This window comes from Opitutia bacterium ISCC 52, assembly GCA_014529675.2.
Lineage (GTDB): Bacteria > Verrucomicrobiota > Verrucomicrobiia > Opitutales > UBA2995 > UBA2995.
This window is the reverse complement of sequence record CP076040.1, coordinates 1,129,536-1,146,935: the sequence shown is the minus strand read 5'-3', so window position 1 is coordinate 1,146,935 and position 17,400 is coordinate 1,129,536. Positions and strand designations below refer to the sequence as shown.

General features: G+C 49.1%; 16 protein-coding genes and 1 pseudogene. 8 read left to right on the top strand and 9 right to left on the bottom strand.

Features of this window, described 5'->3' with window-relative positions; translation table 11 throughout:
* The first annotated feature begins 10 nt into the window (after positions 1 to 10).
* A complete protein-coding gene (locus GA003_04955; protein QXD29326.1) occupies positions 11 to 1,294 on the top strand; it encodes an Nramp family divalent metal transporter in 1,284 nt (427 codons plus the stop codon).
* A 244-nt stretch (positions 1,295 to 1,538) separates the two neighbouring features.
* On the opposite strand, the gene GA003_04950 is transcribed toward GA003_04955, so the two are convergent.
* Positions 1,539 to 1,787 (bottom strand): hypothetical protein, encoded by a 249-nt coding sequence (locus GA003_04950; GenBank protein ID QXD29325.1) that lies wholly within the window; start codon positions 1,785 to 1,787, stop codon positions 1,539 to 1,541.
* 15 nt (positions 1,788 to 1,802) lie between these two features.
* Between GA003_04950 and GA003_04945 the strand changes: the two genes are divergently transcribed.
* Positions 1,803 to 2,801, top strand: a complete 999-nt coding sequence (locus GA003_04945) for a mandelate racemase/muconate lactonizing enzyme family protein (protein QXD29324.1) — start codon at positions 1,803 to 1,805, stop codon at positions 2,799 to 2,801.
* Positions 2,802 to 2,927: 126 nt separating this feature from the next.
* Here the strand turns inward: GA003_04945 and GA003_04940 are convergent, their stop codons facing one another.
* Positions 2,928 to 3,923, bottom strand: coding sequence for a PKD domain-containing protein (locus GA003_04940; protein ID QXD30343.1), 996 nt, complete (start codon positions 3,921 to 3,923; stop codon positions 2,928 to 2,930).
* 333 nt (positions 3,924 to 4,256) lie between these two features.
* On the opposite strand from GA003_04940, the gene GA003_04935 reads away from it, so the two are divergent.
* From GA003_04935 to GA003_04920, 4 genes and pseudogenes are all read left to right on the top strand, one after another.
* A complete protein-coding gene (locus tag GA003_04935) occupies positions 4,257 to 4,457 on the top strand; it encodes a hypothetical protein (GenBank protein ID QXD29323.1) in 201 nt (66 codons plus the stop codon).
* 34 nt (positions 4,458 to 4,491) lie between these two features.
* Complete coding sequence (locus tag GA003_04930; protein QXD29322.1) at positions 4,492 to 5,613, top strand: mannonate dehydratase; 1,122 nt, start codon at positions 4,492 to 4,494, stop codon at positions 5,611 to 5,613.
* Between the two features lie 107 nt (positions 5,614 to 5,720).
* A pseudogene (locus tag GA003_04925) lies at positions 5,721 to 6,393 on the top strand (RraA family protein).
* 103 nt (positions 6,394 to 6,496) lie between these two features.
* Entirely contained in the window at positions 6,497 to 7,954 is a 1,458-nt protein-coding gene (locus tag GA003_04920; GenBank protein QXD29321.1) for a VCBS repeat-containing protein, read from the top strand.
* Between the two features lie 133 nt (positions 7,955 to 8,087).
* Here the strand turns inward: GA003_04920 and GA003_04915 are convergent, their stop codons facing one another.
* From GA003_04915 to GA003_04900, 4 genes are all read right to left on the bottom strand, one after another.
* Positions 8,088 to 8,651, bottom strand: a complete 564-nt coding sequence (locus tag GA003_04915) for a sulfopyruvate decarboxylase subunit beta (GenBank protein ID QXD29320.1) — start codon at positions 8,649 to 8,651, stop codon at positions 8,088 to 8,090.
* Between the two features lie 2 nt (positions 8,652 to 8,653).
* A complete protein-coding gene (locus tag GA003_04910; GenBank protein QXD29319.1) occupies positions 8,654 to 9,148 on the bottom strand; it encodes a hypothetical protein in 495 nt (164 codons plus the stop codon).
* A 325-nt stretch (positions 9,149 to 9,473) separates the two neighbouring features.
* A complete protein-coding gene (locus GA003_04905; protein QXD29318.1) occupies positions 9,474 to 10,217 on the bottom strand; it encodes a hypothetical protein in 744 nt (247 codons plus the stop codon).
* A 39-nt stretch (positions 10,218 to 10,256) separates the two neighbouring features.
* Entirely contained in the window at positions 10,257 to 10,889 is a 633-nt protein-coding gene (locus GA003_04900) for a hypothetical protein (protein ID QXD29317.1), read from the bottom strand.
* 114 nt (positions 10,890 to 11,003) lie between these two features.
* Between GA003_04900 and GA003_04895 the strand changes: the two genes are divergently transcribed.
* Positions 11,004 to 11,927 (top strand): hypothetical protein, encoded by a 924-nt coding sequence (locus GA003_04895; GenBank protein QXD29316.1) that lies wholly within the window; start codon positions 11,004 to 11,006, stop codon positions 11,925 to 11,927.
* A 126-nt stretch (positions 11,928 to 12,053) separates the two neighbouring features.
* Here the strand turns inward: GA003_04895 and araD are convergent, their stop codons facing one another.
* From araD to GA003_04880, 3 genes are all read right to left on the bottom strand, one after another.
* Entirely contained in the window at positions 12,054 to 12,788 is a 735-nt protein-coding gene (gene araD / locus GA003_04890; GenBank protein QXD29315.1) for an L-ribulose-5-phosphate 4-epimerase AraD, read from the bottom strand.
* Positions 12,789 to 12,916: 128 nt separating this feature from the next.
* Positions 12,917 to 14,440 (bottom strand): L-arabinose isomerase, encoded by a 1,524-nt coding sequence (gene araA, locus GA003_04885; GenBank protein QXD29314.1) that lies wholly within the window; start codon positions 14,438 to 14,440, stop codon positions 12,917 to 12,919.
* Between the two features lie 19 nt (positions 14,441 to 14,459).
* The gene (locus tag GA003_04880; protein QXD29313.1) at positions 14,460 to 16,139 is read right to left on the bottom strand and encodes a ribulokinase; all 1,680 of its coding nucleotides are present in this window, start codon (positions 16,137 to 16,139) and stop codon (positions 14,460 to 14,462) included.
* A gap of 98 nt (positions 16,140 to 16,237) precedes the next feature.
* Here GA003_04880 and GA003_04875 point away from each other — a divergent pair, with 98 nt between their 5' ends.
* Positions 16,238 to 17,302, top strand: coding sequence for a LacI family transcriptional regulator (locus GA003_04875; protein ID QXD29312.1), 1,065 nt, complete (start codon positions 16,238 to 16,240; stop codon positions 17,300 to 17,302).
* The last annotated feature ends 98 nt before the right edge of the window (positions 17,303 to 17,400 follow it).

Below are 17,400 nucleotides of genomic sequence, written 5' to 3'. Positions count from 1 at the left end.
AATACCCCAAATGACTGATACCAACGACGCGCCTCCTGTACCTAAAACATTCTGGCAGTACTTGCGCTCCATGGGGCCAGGCATCGTCATTGCTCTCACTTGGTTGGGAGGCGGTGATCTGGTAGACGCAGCCGTCGCTGGAGGCAACTATGGTTACGCCTTGATGTGGGCCATGGCGCTCGCCTTGAGCGTTCGCTTCATTTTTGTATCCATCTTGGCGAAGTACCAGCTTTGCAATCAGCACAACGAATCAGTGATGGAAGGCTTCAATCGCATCCACCCAGTGATGCCCATCTTCATCGCTGCGGTTGCCATCATCCTCGGTCACTTCTACGGCGCCTATTTCGTAAAAGGGATTGGCGAAGCCAGTAACCAGATCTTCGGTGGAGGTCCTCCTTGGGTTTGGGCGACCTTGTGGATGTGCGTCGCAGCTCTTCTGATGTTCAAAGGTGCATTCGACCGCATCGAATTTGTTTTCTATATTATCCTAGCGTTGCTCAGCCTCTCTCTCATGGGCGTCGCCCTCTGGAGTGGTCCGAATCCAGTCGAAGCGGCAAAAGGTGTATTCCTTTTTTCACTACCTGAGGACAAAGGTTCCTTCGGAGTCTTGTTGGTTGTCACTTCTCTTATCGGGGCGGTGGGAGGATCCATCACCAACTTGTTTTACCCCTACTTCATCAAAAAGAAAAAGTGGAATGGTCCCAAGTATCGTAAATTGCAACTCTACGACCTGGCGTTTGGAGTCTGTGTCCTAATCGTTCTCGACCTGGCTGTATGGACGATTGGTGCCGAGATCCTTCACCCTACCGGTCAAACGGTCGGCTCGATTGAAGATTTAGCCAACTTATTAAAGACCACACTCGGTCGATGGGGAGAGATTATTTTTTACCTCGGTGTATTTGGAGCTCTATTCAGCTCCGTGCTTGGAGATGCCTTGGGCTTTGGCTACTTGGTTCAAGATGCATCATCTCTTAGGAAGAAAGATCGTGAACAAATTAAACCTGAAACTACACGCATCTTCAAAATCGTTGCTCTGTGGACCATTTTTTCGCCGTTGGTCTGGATGCTTCCCGGCACACCCGGCTTTGTTGCCCTGACGATAATCGTCAACGCTGCAGGGGTCATTGTTCTTCCGGTGCTGTCAGGTGGTATCTGGCTGATGACTTCGAAAAAGTCCTTCATCGGAACCAATTTCAAAAACCGTTGGTGGGAGCACGCAGTCATGGCCTTCCTCTTCTGCCTCTCGATCTGGGCTTCTTATAATTCGATCAAAGCCATCATCGGATATATTTGAGAAAGCAATTACGAATAGAGATATTCCACTAGTATTCCTCTTTGCCGTTGACCGTTTTAGCTAAGGAGGCTAAAAAGAATACACACATTAATTGACTGCTTCGAGGTAGATGAGGTCCAAAAATCTCATTCCTTTTTGAGCATTCATAAACTCCTACCCCACCCCGAATATGAGTCTCTCAAGACGTTCCTTCCTTGGGTCAACAGCCCTTGGCACTGCCGGTCTTTTGGCCGGATCCAAATCCTCATCCTTTGCTGCCTCTCACAGCAATCACGAACGCAATAATCCCCTCGATGGCATTGAACGGGAAAATATTAAAATAACCGATGTCCGCGTCCGCTTGTTCTCCTGCGACTACCCACTTAAAAAATGGTAGTACGGCGTAGGCGTCACCATCCTGACCGAAATTGAAACCGACCAGGGAATCATCGGCATTGGCGGCCCCAGCCCTTACGGTGGCCCGGAATTTGTCAAAGAGTATACCGAGACACACATCAAACCACAACTGGTGGGCAAGAACCCATTCGATGTGGAGGTGATCGCACCCAGTCACCGCGAACGCAACAAAGCCATGGCCTGGGCCGGCGTCAATGTCGCTTGCTGGGACATAATCGGTAAGGCAAAGAACAAGCCGGTCTACGAATTACTGGCAACCAATACCAAACCAAGAACCCGTATCAAGCACTACGCAAGTTGCGGCACCATTTGGGATTTTGACAAGCGTCCGGAAGATCTCATCGACGAAGCTCTTGGTTACAAAGAAGAAGGTTTCTATGCCATGAAGTTTCGTTTCGCCGAACATTTCGAGCGAAACATGACGATTCAGAAGTATTTGCCCTTTCTCGAAAAATTACGCGATGCGCTGGGTGATGATTTTGAACTCATACACGAATTTAATATGCGGGTTCGTATCGACCAAGCACTGGAGTTGGTTCCCAAACTAGCAGAATTAAAATTTCATTGGATCGAAGAACCCGTCGATCGCTGGGGTCGTGTACGCGGTGGCCGCAGTGGCCAACCGGAAGACATCGATCGTGCCATTCGTTGGCATCAGCAAGTGCGCGAGGCCGCCAATGGTGTGCCCATATCCGGAAGAGAGACCATGACCGATCGATTTGAATTCAAAGACTGGATCGAATCCGGTGCCTATGACATCGTTCAACCCGATTGCGACACCACTGGACTCAGTGAAGGTTGTTACATCTCACAACATGCCCATCTCCATGGCAAACCCTGCGTTCCCCACAACTGGCACGGTGGATTAACCTGGATGTCCAATATCCATCTAGTAGCAGCGATTCCCAACTATCAAGCGCTCGAATCCTGCCGCCACTACAACCCCTTCCGCAACGGGCTCTTTAAGGAACCCATCGTCGTAAAGAACAGTTACGCCAACGTCCCCAAAGGCCCCGGACTCGGTTTGGAAATTATCTATGACGCGGACAAAAAGTTCCCTTACGATCCCAAGAAGCACTGGCTGGAAAACTATCCTAGTTGGTTGAGGTGAGAAAAGAGCATTAGTTAAAAATTAACCACGAATGCACACGAATTGACACGAATTTGTATGAAAAAAAAATCTAAGGTTTAGTCTGATTGATATTCGTGTTCATTTTTGTCCATTCGTGGTTACCTTCTACTTCAACAACACTTCCCAATAGCGTGTTCGATTGGATTCCCCCTTTGCACCTTTCACCGTTAAGGTGATCACTGTCCGCATATTCGATTCCTTGAAGGTGTGAATAGGGTGTTGTTCCTGGGAACTCGTACCATCTCCAAAATCCCAATACCAGGAATCAATCTCACCGATCGACTCATCCTGAAAAGCCACCACTCGGCGATCCTGGTCTACATACTGATAGTTCCATTCTGCATATAAATCAGGCTGTAGTTCAGGCTCGATAGGCATTAATCGAAAACCACATACATAATCAGCATTTTTAACCATCAACACATTGTGGGCCAAATTGTAATGACCATCTCGCTTATCTCCGTCGAAATCCAGGATCGACCAGGACACGCCAATTAATTCGTTCTCCTTGAGCTGAGATTCCACGGCATTCTCAGGACCCGATGAAGGCGCGTAATCATAGGGAGTGATCCAACATTCTAATACGAGTTTCCCGCTTTCCCCGTGTTTAAAATCGTAGTCAAAGGCATAGTTCGAATGTGGAAACTCTGAGATCCATGATTGACCTCCCCAAACCAAAACCCAGGCATTATTTACCATCGGTGTATAGATGTGATAATTCTGGGCATGATTGCCGGCAAAGCGCGTGTAATTTTCAATCGCCTCAGGACCACCGTCAGACCATGGTCGACCAGCCATTAAGTTCTGATTATTGATAAACTCACCACCCGACATATCTCCATCCACGACAATTTCAAAGATGTCATTCAGGTAACCATTGGGATTAAAGCGTCCGAAATCCCAATAGTCATCGTGGGCTTCATAAAGGAAATAGAGTCGGTTCAATCCTTTCACCCAACCAACAGTAACCTTCACGTCTAGGTCCTCTGGATCGATGTCTGTCCCATGTCCATCTTCCGTATCATTGAGCAAGCTTGTATCGTAGACATACGAATCCGGCACGATGGCCCAGTCTGAAGCATCTCCATCAATGCGTGGCATGGCATCGTGAGGGAACTGAAAGATTTTGAACTCCATATCCGGTCGTGCAATTTTGTAGTGAGCATCGGTGGCAAAGAGCCCTTGGCTGAGAAAAAGAAGACAGAGGAAAGAAAGGAGTAGAGGAAAGAAGCGTTTCATGAGATCGAACAATGGTGAGAAAATCTAAGGGCGGCCATCTCCAACATCAAGAACCGACTCCACTACAGGTTTACTAAACAACGTTTATCCATGGGAAAGTGTTGCCCTACAAGACCTCAACCGCTGAAATGACCATATCGGTGATCCCGTACCTCTACCCCTGAATTCTCAATCAGAAACCCACACTACCCTATTATGACACCCACTTTAAAGCGCCTCTCCCGAAGACAGTTTTTCGAGATTGAGTATGGTGAATTCTTATTCAATCTGGATGAAGACCCCGGCGAACATCGTGACCTCCGCTACTTCCACCCCGAAACATTTAACGAGCTGAAAACGATTTACAGAAACTGGAAACAGGACATGGAAGCCTCCGAAGCTCAAGCAGGCTCATAACCCCAAACCTTTCAACACATCATACCCCAAACACATGAAACGTAGAACGTTTGCCAAATTACTCACCGCTGGTGCAGCGGCCGCAGCTAGCGGAGCCGCTGTCTCCTGCACACAGTCTTCAGCCAAAACCAAGATCAAAGCTGCCAAGATGCACATCGGCTGCCAACGTGGTGATGTCACCATCAAGGAGTTGGAATTCAAAGCCCGCCACGGCATCAAAAACATCGATGGTAAAGCACCCACGTTCATCGAAGGTGTCGGCTGGGATATCGACGACGCCAAGCGGCGAGTAGAGATGGCTGCCAAATACGACATTTCTATCGATGCCTATCACCTACCCCTCAGTTCCGCAGGTATCGAACGAGTGAGCGTTCCGAATATTATGCTGGGTAAAAGCCCGGAACGGGATCGTGAGATCGAGCTCATCCAACAGATGATCTCCGTCGCCGGACAGACAGGTGTCAGAGCGCTTCTTTACAACACAACCATCCTTCCCGTCGTCCGCACCGAACGCACCGTAGGGAGAGGGAACGCCACTTACTCGAGCTGGGACGAATCCATCGGCATGAAGCAAGCAAAGATCCTTACAGACGCTGGCTTGGTCGATGCGGATACCGTATTCGAGCGTATTGTCTACTTACTCGATCGACTACTTCCAGTAGCGGAAGAATACAACGTCCAACTCGGCAACCACATCGCCGATCCTCCGCTTCCAGAAGGTTTCAAGGGAATCACACGCTGGAACAGCCCCGACATCATGCACGGCATCAAGCGCTTTGCCAATTTGTCAGACAGCCCCATGCACGGCTTCAATCTCTGTCTGGGATCCTGCGCAGAAGGCATGGTAGATCCGAATACCGAAATCCACGAACTCATCCGTTACGCAGGTAATCGAAACCAAATCTTCAATGTGCACATGCGCAACATCAAAGGCGGCTGGGGAAACTTTCAGGAAGTGTACCCGGATAATGGTGACATGGACTTCCTCGAGGTCATGCGATCCCTGCGTGATGTCCAATACGAACACATGATCATGCCAGACCATGTACCTAAGCACCCGGACGATCCGGATGGCAGCCAAGGTTTTGCCTTTTGCTACGGTTATCTTGGAGCACTCATCAAAGCCGTAAACGCAGAGGCTGAAGCGTCGGCATAACTCAATATCCAATTTTTAAAACCAAAATCATGACCCTAAAAAAACTAACACTTCTCTTGATTCCTATTATCCTCCTCTGTCAGGCAGCTTTGGCTATGCCGCTAAAAATGACGAAGGAGCGACTCATCGCTTACACACCTGATTGGACAGGCGAACGCTTTGATGACGGTCGCCCCAAAGTGCCAGACGATATCATAGAGCGAATGAAGAAGGTAAATATCGAGGAGGCGTGGTCGGTCCTTCGAAACGAAGGATATGATTACCAGTTCGAACGCGGCTGGAAGCATGTGCATCCGGGGGAGGTCCATCATCGGTGGAAATCTTGCCAATGCCATTTACGCCAAATCCGGAAACGGTGTGTTGTTTAATGGTGAAATCCGCGACCTGGAACAGCTCGAAGCCATCGAAGGATTTAATGGATTCGTCCGCAATTGGAATCCTGGCTATTACTGGGCATCCACCATTGCTGGTATCAACATCCCAACCAACATTGGCAATACTGTGGTGATGCCCGGCGATGTTATCCTGGGAAAACGCGAAGGCGTTATAGTCATCCCTCCTCACCTGGCTCAGAGAATTGTAGAAACAGCGGAAATCGTTCAACTTCGCGATGAGTTTGGCTTTGCTCGACTCAAGGCGGGAGTCTACACCCCAGGCCAAATCGACACCCGTTGGGCTGAGAACATTGAAAAAGATTTTGAAGGTTGGTTAAAAACAAAGGATGACCTCCCCATGTCTCTGGAGAGAATCGAGGAGTTATTGAAGGAACGAACTTGGTAAACCTAACATAACGTACGGCAATGCAGGGATGCAGTAGCCCTACCATCTCTCTCTTAATTTGGTAGGGCAAGAGCGTCCTCGCTCTGCCGTTATACGGAATCCGATGATCATACAAAAACGAAGCATTCACATCCTATCCCTGGGATTCACAGCTCTCATCTTCTCTTCATGTCGTGATTCCTTAAATTCCGCCGATGACAATCCACCTGTTGCTTCCCGCCTATCTGAAGCTAAAGCCGACGATGGTCAGTTCATCTCTTGGAAAGAACATCTGATCGACACGGCCGATATCCATGGCGTAAAGCTAAGTGGAAGCGATGGTCTGACAATGGGAGACCTAGATCAGGATGGTTTTCCGGACATCGTTTCTGTTCACGAATCAGACATCGAATACGATGGGATTGCCAAGGGGCACATTCGATTAGCTTTCGGAAGCAGCGATCCCAATGAGTGGGAATTGGCAACATTGGCCGAGGGACCGGAAGCGGGCGCAGCGGAAGACGTTGATATTGCAGACGTCAATGGAGACGGTTGGCCCGACATCATCGCTGCGTGTGAAATTGAACACCTCATCTATTTCCAAAACCCAGGTAAGAATATTCGTTCCGGAAAGTGGGAACGCGTGATCCCAAAAATCACTGAAAACCGAGGATCCTTTATTCGCGCGTTTTTTGCCGATTTCAATCAGGACGGGAAATACGAAATCGTAGCGCCTAACAAAGGCACCCAGAATGCCAGCAGGGACAAGAAGTGGCCTATTTCATGGTTTGAGATAAAAGGGGATTTCCTCGATGGTGATTCTTGGGAGGAGCATGAGCTCAGCCGGGTACTGGTACCGGAAAATTCGCGACCAGTAGATCTCGATGGAGATGGTGACCTGGACATTTTTGGGGCATCCCGGTGGGAAGAACGGATCTTCTGGTTTGAGAACCTTGGGACAACGCCCATTTCATTCAAGGAACATGAGATCAACGCCTTTGAGGGAGATGAACCCTACCCAATTACCGGAGTGAATGTGGACTTTCACGATTTCAACAAGGATGGTCGCCTGGATATCGTGGTCTATCACAGTCCTGCGAAACGGAAGTTTGCATGGATTGAACAACCAGAAAATTTCTCAGATCCCTGGAAAGCATATCCCATAGGAACCACCTATCCCGACATGTTGATTGGAATCGTTATTGCCGACATCAATGATGATGGAAAACCCGACGTACTGACTGGTACTTATAGTGGCTCTCCCAGGGATCACGACGGTACTGACAAAACCGCTGATGATAACATAGGAAGACTGGCGTGGTTTGAACATCCGAGTGATCCAAAAGGGCAATGGATCAGGCACGACATCTCACGCCGTATTCGCGGCATGTTCGATAAGTTCATCCCCATGGACCTCGATAAAGACGGAGACATCGATTTTGTATCCACGCGCGGAAACAGCTATCCCTACGATGGTGTGTTCTGGCTGGAGCAGGTGAGGACAGCCCACCCAACAGAACGGTTTAAACCAGCGAGGGAAAGCGAAAGCCGTGAGGTGGGATTGCCGACGGTTGTAGAGTAGCACAGGCTTCCCAGCCTGTGTAAGTTTCCTTGGGGTCAAGTAACCAGAACGGATCACCTTTAATCCAAAATCGTGCGTTTTCGAAAAAACACAGGCTGGAAGCCTGTGCTACTCTAGTTTATCATCCACAGAATCACTTCTCCAACGCCTTCTTCAAGCGTGCTGCTCGATTGGCTATGCTCATTTCAAACTTAGGCACACCTTCCTGACCGCGTTCCACTTTCCAAATAAATACCGCTGGACCTGTTTCAGTAAACACCCGAGGCAGACAGTCTTCAAAGGCCTCTTCAGTTTCAACTGTAACCACATTTTCGATACCTGATCCCCGGGCGATCGCTTCAAAGTCCATCTTGCCTGCGCCCGGCAGGGTCTGATTGCCAGTCACTTCGTAAGTACCGTTTTCAATGATGATCATGGAATAGTTTTCACAGGGACGCTGAGCCAGCGTTACGAACGTTCCCAGACACATCAACATACTCCCATCCCCATTGATAGTGATGATCCGTCGCTCCGGCTGGGCAATGGCCAGTCCAAGTGCAAAATCTGCGGCATGCCCCATCGCACTATCCACCGAAGCAAAATCGAGTGCGGTATCAGATAACTTCTCCCAAGGCTTTGCCGATCCCATACAGGTAACCACCACTTCGTCTTTCCGAAGGGCCGCCAGCTTTTCCAAACAGGTATATTTATTCAACATAGTCAGCTTGTCGTTTCCGCAATCAATACCGCAGCGGGTCTAGAGGTAACTTCAGCAATTTTAAATGCGCGCTCAATCATGGGCATATCTTCATCGCCCACCATTGTTTTATAAGGGATATTCCAAGCCTTGAGTGTCGGCTCCGTAAATTCTGCAACCGTGTCCCTTCTCTCCGAATCCGGATCCAGCGTCTTAAATCCTCGATAGGCAATCAGCATGACTTGAGGAATTTCCATAATCCAACTCGTTCCGCGAAACGCATCCCCCGACTCCAGGAAGCCCGTATTCTGAATAAGTATCAGAGGTTTCTTTCCCCCCAAGTACAATCCAGAAGCAATTGCGAAGGCCTCGCCTTCCCGGCTCACATGCACGATCTCAAGCGATTCCTCATCCTGTAACCCCTCAAACAACACCCGGCACAAGTTATCCGCCAATCCAACCACATGGGTCACCCCCTGGGCTTTAATCGCATCGATAATCTTGGAAGCACTAAGCATTTATAAAGGCTATGCCCCGACCTCCTCCTAGTTCAAGCGTTCAATCGCCTTCGATTATCCCTGACCAATAGATAGACGTAGGAGGTAGCTTGCTGCCGATCGACAGGTATATGAGTAACATACCGCAGCTAAAGCAGCTCCTACAAACGCACCCTACGAGCTCCGACGTATCATCTGAGCAGCTTGAGAAGATCTAGATGTCGAGCTTAACGAATGATTGGCGCGGGAGCGCACGTCGGTGCGTGACCAAGCCAGGAAGAAGGAACACTCGGCATGTAGGCTTCAGGCTGTGGGCAATCGAAAACCAACGACTACAGCATATTCTTCACGGATCCATTATCATCCTAACTTCACCACATCTTTGCACACATCCGATCAAAGCGCTCAGATCAATAGTCGCGGACAGAACCGTCTGCGGGTTGACCAGCTCGAACGGATGCTCTTCCGCGATCTTTTCATCCAAGTCACAGCCCAAACCCGGCTTGTCCGGCAACATCGCGTATCCATCTTTAAACTTCAGCTTGGTGCCCATAAAGATGTCATCTTCCCAACCCGTTCGGCCTTCGACGAATTTCCATTTTGACTCCTGGATCACACAATTGGGTGTGCACGCGTCGACGTGCAATGATGCCAAGGTGCAAGGTAAACTCGATGGGTTGTGACAGGCTGCCTGGATGCCTTGGGCTTCGGCCATGGCACAGATTTTTCGTGTTTCCGAAATACCACCGGCCTGAATCACATCAGGCTGAACATACGATACCAGATGACGACTGATGAGATCTTCAAAGTCGAACTTAGTAAAATGACGTTCCACCGTTGCAAGCGGAACGGTCGTCCGTTCTGACAACCATTGAAGGGAATCATTAAACTCAATATTGATCGGTTCTTCTAGCCAAAGTGGACGAAACTCTTCAATGCCCTTTGCATATTGCAGGGATTGAATGGGCGTCAGTTTGGTATGGGCATCCGTCGCAATATCAAAATGGGGACCGGCCTCATCGCGCAATTCGGCAAATTTATCGACTGCAGCCGTCAAATCCCACAGGAACTGCAAGCGATCATTCACCATATTCAGCGGGGGGCCAGTCTTGATTGCTGAGTATCCTTTCTACTTAGCAAACTGAACGTCTTCTCGAGTATGACCATGAATATAGAGGCGGATTTTATCCCGCGCCGCTCCACCAAGCAAATTGTAAATCGGAACATCGAGCAGTTTACCCAGAATATCCCAGAGAGCGATCTCCACCGCACTAATAGCCGTGTTCAGCACGGGACCGCCCCGCCAGCGTGGCCAACGAAACATACCCTGCCAGAGAAATTCGATCCGTGTCGGATCGTGCCCCATCAAGACATCTTTCAACTCCAAACAAGCAGCCAAGGTTGTGCCCGTTTTACGATGCACCGAAGCCTCGCCCAAGCCGGTCACACCTTCATTGGTGTAGATCTTCACGAACACCTGGTTGGCCTCGATACCGACCGCCCAAGCCTTCAGATCAATGATCTTAATATTCTTGGGAAGCTTGGCCGCGAGGTGATGAGGAAGAAAGGAACTCCAGAAGCCGAGGCCACCAAGGCCAAGTCCTAGTTGTTTGATAAATTTTCGACGATTCATGGGGTATTTTGTGATAGAGGTGAAGTCGCCGCTCGGGGTTTGAGAACGGCCACCGTGAATTGTTGTCGCAATCACCAATAAATCAATCTCAAAGGAAGCTGCCAGCGTTTGCTCCGGTCCATCGTCCATGTCGACCTGTATCCAACGCTGCTTGAAAGAAGCTGAAATTCGCGAAGAACTACAAAACAAGCTGGAGACTTGGATAAAATAGATGAATGCTCCTATGCCTTAGAAAAAGAATATATGAGTAGCAAAATTATCCACTGGTTCATCCTCCCAACTGTTCTACTACTCTCGTCCAGTTGCAGCAATCAAACTGATAGCCTCCAACCCAGTAGACCCACAACGCCTCCCCTCTTCACCTTCGCGGTAATGGGAGACGTGCCTTACGGACTTACCCCAGAAGAGATAGAGGGTGAAAAGGTAATCCTACGAGAGCAAATCAGCCGCTTAAATGAGAACACGGCTATCGAATTTGTTGCCCATGTGGGGGACATTAAAAAAGGGGCACCACCTTGTGAACCTGAGGTTTATGAGTCCGTGGCCGAGATTTTAAAAACCAGCACCCACCCTGTCTTCATCATTCCTGGCGACAATGAATGGAATGACTGTACGAATCCTACAGAAGCATGGAAGCTCTGGGAATCCAACTTCATGCGTTTCGAGGAAAACTGGACTCATGACTTGGACGCGGCACATCAACCCGAACGAGACGAGAATTTCGCATTTATCCGAGATGGCGTTCTGTTCCTCGGCATAAATCTGGTGAATGGAAAAGTCCACGACTGGGAGGAATGGGAATCCAGAATTGAAGACGACCGCCGTTGGTTGGAGATCCAATTCAAGGAGCACTCAGATGAGGCCTTCGCCGCGGTGATTTTCGCTCATGCCAACCCAGGGTCACGGCTCAATAATGAATTTGTCTATAAGAAACAGGCCTTCCGTCCGCTCATTGAATACCTGGACCAAACAACGAGCACCGATTTTACGAAACCCATTCTATTCATTCATGGCGACGGCCATAAGTGGATAGCTGATCTTCCATTCCCCAATGCTGGAAATAGAATAGGACGCATCCAACTCACTCAAGGTGGCTTGGAAGCCCCTTTACTGGTCGAGTTGCGCAACGATCCCACAAATCCATTTTCTTGGATAAGGAATCAATAAACTCACAATCGATCAGTTAGGCCTCTGTAATCGTCCAATGAATACATCTACCAATCTACACAAAAAAAGCCGACCGAAATGGTCAGCTTTTCTTGAAGAATGGTTAATGAGTTCTAGCCCTGAAATTTATTTTTGCCCGTAGTATGCACCTTCACCATGCTTGCGCAAGTAGTGTTTATCGAGCTGCGCTTGAAGAAGTGAATTCGAATGGGGGTCCAGAATTAGGTTCTTCCAGGTCATTTCTGCAATGATCTCCAATGCATAAGCCGTTTCCACGGCCTTGGCGCCTGAGGTTCCCCAAACAAAAGGGGCATGCCCATTCAATAACACCGCATTGATCTGCTCAGGGTTTAAATCCTCAAAAGTCTCCACGATCAAATTGCCTGTCTCCCACTCATAGTGACGGCTGATTTCTTCAGGCGTCATGCGCCGAGTAACTGGAACTTCACCATAGAAATAATCGGCATGTGTCGTACCCATGCATGGGATACCACGTCCCGCTTGCGAAAATGCTGTCGCATTCCTGGAGTGCGTGTGCACGACGGCACGTACGTGAGGAAAGGCTTGAAACAATCGTAAGTGGGTCGGTGTATCTGAGCTAGGTCTCATAGATCCATAGAGCTTAGCCTCATCAAGATCCATCTCGAAGTCCTCATCTGGCTGCGCATTGAAATCCATTACACAAATATCATCCGGAGTCAGAGAGTCATAAGGAACACCACTGGGCTTAATCGCCACAGCACCTTGTTCTGGATCACCGACACTTACGTTACCAAAAGTGAGGTCTACGATTCCGAGTTTCGGAAGTTGCTTGTTTGCTTCACAACATTCCTCGCGAAGGGCTAAAAAGTTATCGCTCATAATTTCTATCTACATTCAGAGACTTTTCTGTAGGAGCAAATTTATTCGCGACCCAATTGCCCTTGGAGTTCCGAGTCGCGAATAAATTTGCTCCTACATTATACTATCAAGTTATAAAAGATATCCGCCTAACCAGCGTGATTAATTCCCTCCGCGCTATGGTAATACACTTCGTTCGTCCGAAGTTCTTTTTTGATTCCACGAATTGAAGAATCTCCATCAATCAATAGGTACTCTATACCTGCCATTTCGGCAAGGTCTTCAAGTTCTTCTGAACCCAGGGCTTGGCTGAAGATCGGATGATGAGATCCACCTGCAAGAATCCAAGCAGTGGCTGAAGTTTTGAAATTCGGTTTGGGCTCCCAAACTGTTCGAGCAACCGGAAGCTTTGGAAGGTCTTCGTCAGGAGCAACAACATCCACCTCATTCGCTACCAGACGAAAACGGTTTCCAAGATCCACGATGGTCGCATTCACTGCAGGACCTGCAGGTGTATTGAAGACTAAACGAACGGGATCCTCCTTACCACCAATACCAAGCGGATGGATTTCCAAGGAAGGTGTGCCATCCGCAATCGTTTCGCAGATCTCAAGCATATGCGAGCCGAGTACCTTGTTTCCAGCAGGATCCAAATGGTAGGTGTAATCCTCCATAAAAGAAGTACCACCTTTCTGACCATACCCCATCACCTTCATCAAACGAAGCAATGCACAAGCCTTCCAATCTCCTTCAGCACCGAATCCATAGCCATCGGCCATAAGCCGTTGCACAGCCAGCCCTGGAAGCTGACGTAAACCGTGCAAATCCTCGAAGGTGGTGGTAAATCCTTTGAAATCTCCTGCCTCGAGAAAGGACCGCAGTCCTACTTCGATACGAGCACCTTCACGCAACGAATCGTGGCGGTCGCCACCTTTGCAGAGAGATTCCACCACTTGGTACTGATCATCATAGACAGCACAAAGGGCATCGATGTCCGCATCGGAAGCGGCATTCACATGTTCAACTAAATCACCCACACCGTATCCATTGACTTCATAGCCAAAGCGCGCTTCCGCCGAAACTTTATCACCGTCGGTTACAGACACATAACGCATATTGTCGCCGAAACGGGCAAAGCGAGCTCCCTGCCAATCAGCCCATCCACGAGCAGCACGCGACCATACACCGATCTCTTCCTGAACGATTGAATCCTGCCAATGCCCAACAACCACTTTGCGACGATTGCGCATGCGGGCATTGATAAAACCAAACTCCCGATCTCCATGGGCTGCCTGATGGAGGTTCATGTAATCCATGTCGATTTCACCCCAGGGGAGATCTCGATTGAACTGAGTATGAAGATGGAGAAAAGGTTTGTTGAGATTCTTTAACCCCAGGATCCACATCTTGGCTGGAGAAAAGGTGTGGCACCAAAAGATAAGGCCAATGCAGTTCGCATCGTGATTGGCATCATTTATGATTCCGCGAATCTCCGCCGGTGTCTCCCCGATCGTTTTGTAAGTGATAGCAACGGGAATAGACGGTGCTGCATTCAGCGTTTCAGCCACCTCTTGGGAGTTCATTCCTACCTGCTTCAAAGCTTCAGGGCCGTACAGGTGCTGACTTCCGGTTACAAACCATATCTTCTGGTGACTAAAATCGAATAAGTTCATACACGTATCGAGTTAACAACTACCCCTTCCTAGCCGCATCCTTGATTTCGAGAAGACGCTTCATGACTCCACCTAAGTTAGAGCCCCCCACTCCACCGAATGCGTCATGGAGTTTTTTATACTCGGCGAATAAATCATTGTATACTGCCTGGGCCTCAGGGTTGGGTTTATAAGATTCATCCTTCAGGCTCGTCATCGCAGCTTGAGCAGATTGGAAATCATCATACCCACCCTTTTCAGAACCTGCGACTACGGCAGCACCCACAGCGGATCCAAGGGCACACGTCTGCGAGGAACTTGAGATGAGCATTTCGCGCCCGGTTATGTCGGCGTAGATCTGCATCAGCATGGGATTCTTTTCGGCAATACCACCGGCACAAACCACTCGATTAACGGGCACGCCGTATTCGTCGAGGCGCTCAAGAATGGCACGAGCACCGAATGCAGTCGCCTCAATCAAGGCACGATAAATTTCAGCCTGGGAGGTGTGTAGGGTTTGCCCGAGAAGGAGACCCGACAAAAGTGGATCAACCAGAATGGTGCGGTTCCCATTATTCCAATCGAGAGCCAAGAGACCACTTTCACCTGGCTTCAACTCAGACGCTTCCTCGGTCAGGCGAGCATGCGTTTCACCCCCGCCTTTTAAAACACGTTCTACATACCAGGCGAAGATGTCGCCAACGGCTGATTGACCAGCTTCGACACCAAAGTAACCGGGAAGGATTGCACCTTTTACGATACCACAGATTCCTGGAACGTCCGCGATCTCTTTGTCCGCGCGAACCACTCCGCAATCACAAGTGGAAGTACCGATCACCTTTACCAAGGTGCCTTCATCTACACCGGCACCGATGGCACCGTAATGGACGTCAAACTCACCCATAGCAATTGGGATACCAGCTGGAAGCCCGAGCTTAGCAGCCCACTCATCACAAAGATGGCCTGCGATCTCAGAGGCATCATGAGCCTTCTCATAAAGACGGTCTTTCAAGTCGGCCAACTTCGGGTCGAGCATCGATAAAAATTCCTTGTCCGGAAGCCCACCCCAATCTTCGGCATAGAAGGCTTTGTGACCTGCGGCACAGACACCTCGCTTGACCGCTTTCGGGTCAGTTACTCCACCAAGAATCGCAGGAATCCAGTCACACAATTCGACCCAACTGTAAGCCGCATCAAAAAGATCAGGATCCACATTCAAGCAATGCCAGAGCTTCGACCAAAACCACTCCGAAGAATAAGTATTTCCACACTTAGCCACGTATTGTGGGCGGTGCTCACGAGCCAGCTCAGTGATCGTAGCTGCTTCCTTTACGCTGGTGTGGTCCTTCCAAAGCCAACATTCCGCATTCAAGTTTCCTTTCCAGGGCTCCTGGACCGCAAGCGCCTGATTGTTTTCATCTACCGGGATTGGGCTAGACCCAGTGGAATCGACACCGAGGCCAATCACCATGTCGGCGGAGAATTCCGCATCGGCTTCCTTCGCTTCTGCTAAAGCTTCAATGATACTGGCCTCTACACCGGCAACGTAATCACCTGGATGTTGACGAGCGAGGTTGTGATCGGAGGAATCCAGAAGGATGCCAAGCTCACCACTCGGGTAATTAAATACAGATGTTCCTAATTCTGCTCCGTCCGAGCAGCGAACAAAAATGCTTCGCACCGAGTTGGTGCCGTAATCGATTCCAATTGTGTAGGCCATAAAGTGTAATTTGCTGATTTTAAAAGTAGGGTTGGGCTGGCTCTGACTAAAGCTCCAGATTACTTGACAGTAATGTCTTAAAGCTGATACTCAGAACCATGGCGCGAGTTACGCTTAAAGCCATCGCCGAACGGTTAGGCTACTCTAAAAACACCATTTCTCTGGCCCTGCGCAATAACCCGCAGATTCCGGAAAGAACCCGCAATAAGATAAAAAAGACAGCGGAAGAAATGGGCTATCAATCGAATGCGGTTGTTTCCCACCTGATGGCTCAATTGAGGGCCAGTCAAACCCCTCGATTTCAAGCCAAACTGGCATTGATCAACGCACACCAGGACCAGGACGCGCTCCGCTCTCACCCGACGATTCCCAATTACGTAAAGGGCTGCGAGAGCCGAGCCAAGCAACGGGGCTATAGTTTCGATCGTTTCTGGCTCCATGACCCAAAGCTTACCCCTGACGGATTCATTCGCATCCTCAAGACTCGAAACATTCAGGGACTCGTCATTGTCGGCCTCATGTCGACCAATCGACTGCCAAAAGCATTTACCAAAGTCTGGAAGGAATTCCCAGTGGCGATCACCGGTGTGCAGACCCGCAACCCTACTTTGAGTTTCTGTTGTGTTGACCACTACGACCTGGCTCGTCGCGCTGTCAACCGAGGCATCGGTCTCGGATATAAGCGACCAGCCTTGGTCTTGGATGACGTCATAGATCAATTGGTAGAGAAACGTTTCACCTCAGGCTTTCTAAGTGGCCAACAAACGCTGCCGGAAGATCAACACATCGAACCATTCATGAATTGGGGATCTTTAGAGGAGGACAAAAAAGCGTTCCAGGTTTGGTTTGAGAAAAACAATCCCGATATCCTTTTTATTCTCTATAATACTGTTCTCCACTGGCTGGAAGACATGGGAGTTCGTATACCAGAAGATGTCGGTGTTGCCCAATTGGAATGGCGTGAGTCACGGCCGAACATCGCCGGGATGGATCAGCACAGCAACTTAACCGGCGAAGCAGTCGTAGATATGGTCATCAATCAAATTCACAATAACGAACGAGGCATTCCTCAGTTTCCACTTTCTACACTGGTTGGATCGTCGTGGATTGAAGGGGAATCTGTTCGCAAACAACAACCTGATTCGCCTGTAACGGTAACATAAAAAAAGGACTGATAAGATTGTAAGTCAGACATGATACTCCATCCTCTCGGCACTTACTAACCACCATTTACACATTTACTAAAATACTTACCTCTTTG

Coding starts and splice junctions, on each gene's coding strand:
- GA003_04880 (QXD29313.1), bottom strand. CDS start 16,139: ATGGCCTACACAATTGGAATCGATTACGGCACCAACTCGGTGCGAAGC.
- GA003_04895 (QXD29316.1), top strand. CDS start 11,004: ATGAGTAGCAAAATTATCCACTGGTTCATCCTCCCAACTGTTCTACTA.
- GA003_04900 (QXD29317.1), bottom strand. CDS start 10,889: ATGGACGATGGACCGGAGCAAACGCTGGCAGCTTCCTTTGAGATTGAT.
- GA003_04930 (QXD29322.1), top strand. CDS start 4,492: ATGAAACGTAGAACGTTTGCCAAATTACTCACCGCTGGTGCAGCGGCC.
- GA003_04910 (QXD29319.1), bottom strand. CDS start 9,148: ATGCTTAGTGCTTCCAAGATTATCGATGCGATTAAAGCCCAGGGGGTG.
- GA003_04905 (QXD29318.1), bottom strand. CDS start 10,217: ATGGTGAATGATCGCTTGCAGTTCCTGTGGGATTTGACGGCTGCAGTC.
- GA003_04915 (QXD29320.1), bottom strand. CDS start 8,651: ATGTTGAATAAATATACCTGTTTGGAAAAGCTGGCGGCCCTTCGGAAA.
- GA003_04940 (QXD30343.1), bottom strand. CDS start 3,923: ATGCCACGCATTGATGGAGATGCTTCAGACTGGGCCATCGTGCCGGAT.
- araD (QXD29315.1), bottom strand. CDS start 12,788: ATGAGCGATAACTTTTTAGCCCTTCGCGAGGAATGTTGTGAAGCAAAC.
- GA003_04935 (QXD29323.1), top strand. CDS start 4,257: ATGACACCCACTTTAAAGCGCCTCTCCCGAAGACAGTTTTTCGAGATT.
- GA003_04875 (QXD29312.1), top strand. CDS start 16,238: ATGGCGCGAGTTACGCTTAAAGCCATCGCCGAACGGTTAGGCTACTCT.
- araA (QXD29314.1), bottom strand. CDS start 14,440: ATGAACTTATTCGATTTTAGTCACCAGAAGATATGGTTTGTAACCGGA.
- GA003_04955 (QXD29326.1), top strand. CDS start 11: ATGACTGATACCAACGACGCGCCTCCTGTACCTAAAACATTCTGGCAG.
- GA003_04920 (QXD29321.1), top strand. CDS start 6,497: ATGATCATACAAAAACGAAGCATTCACATCCTATCCCTGGGATTCACA.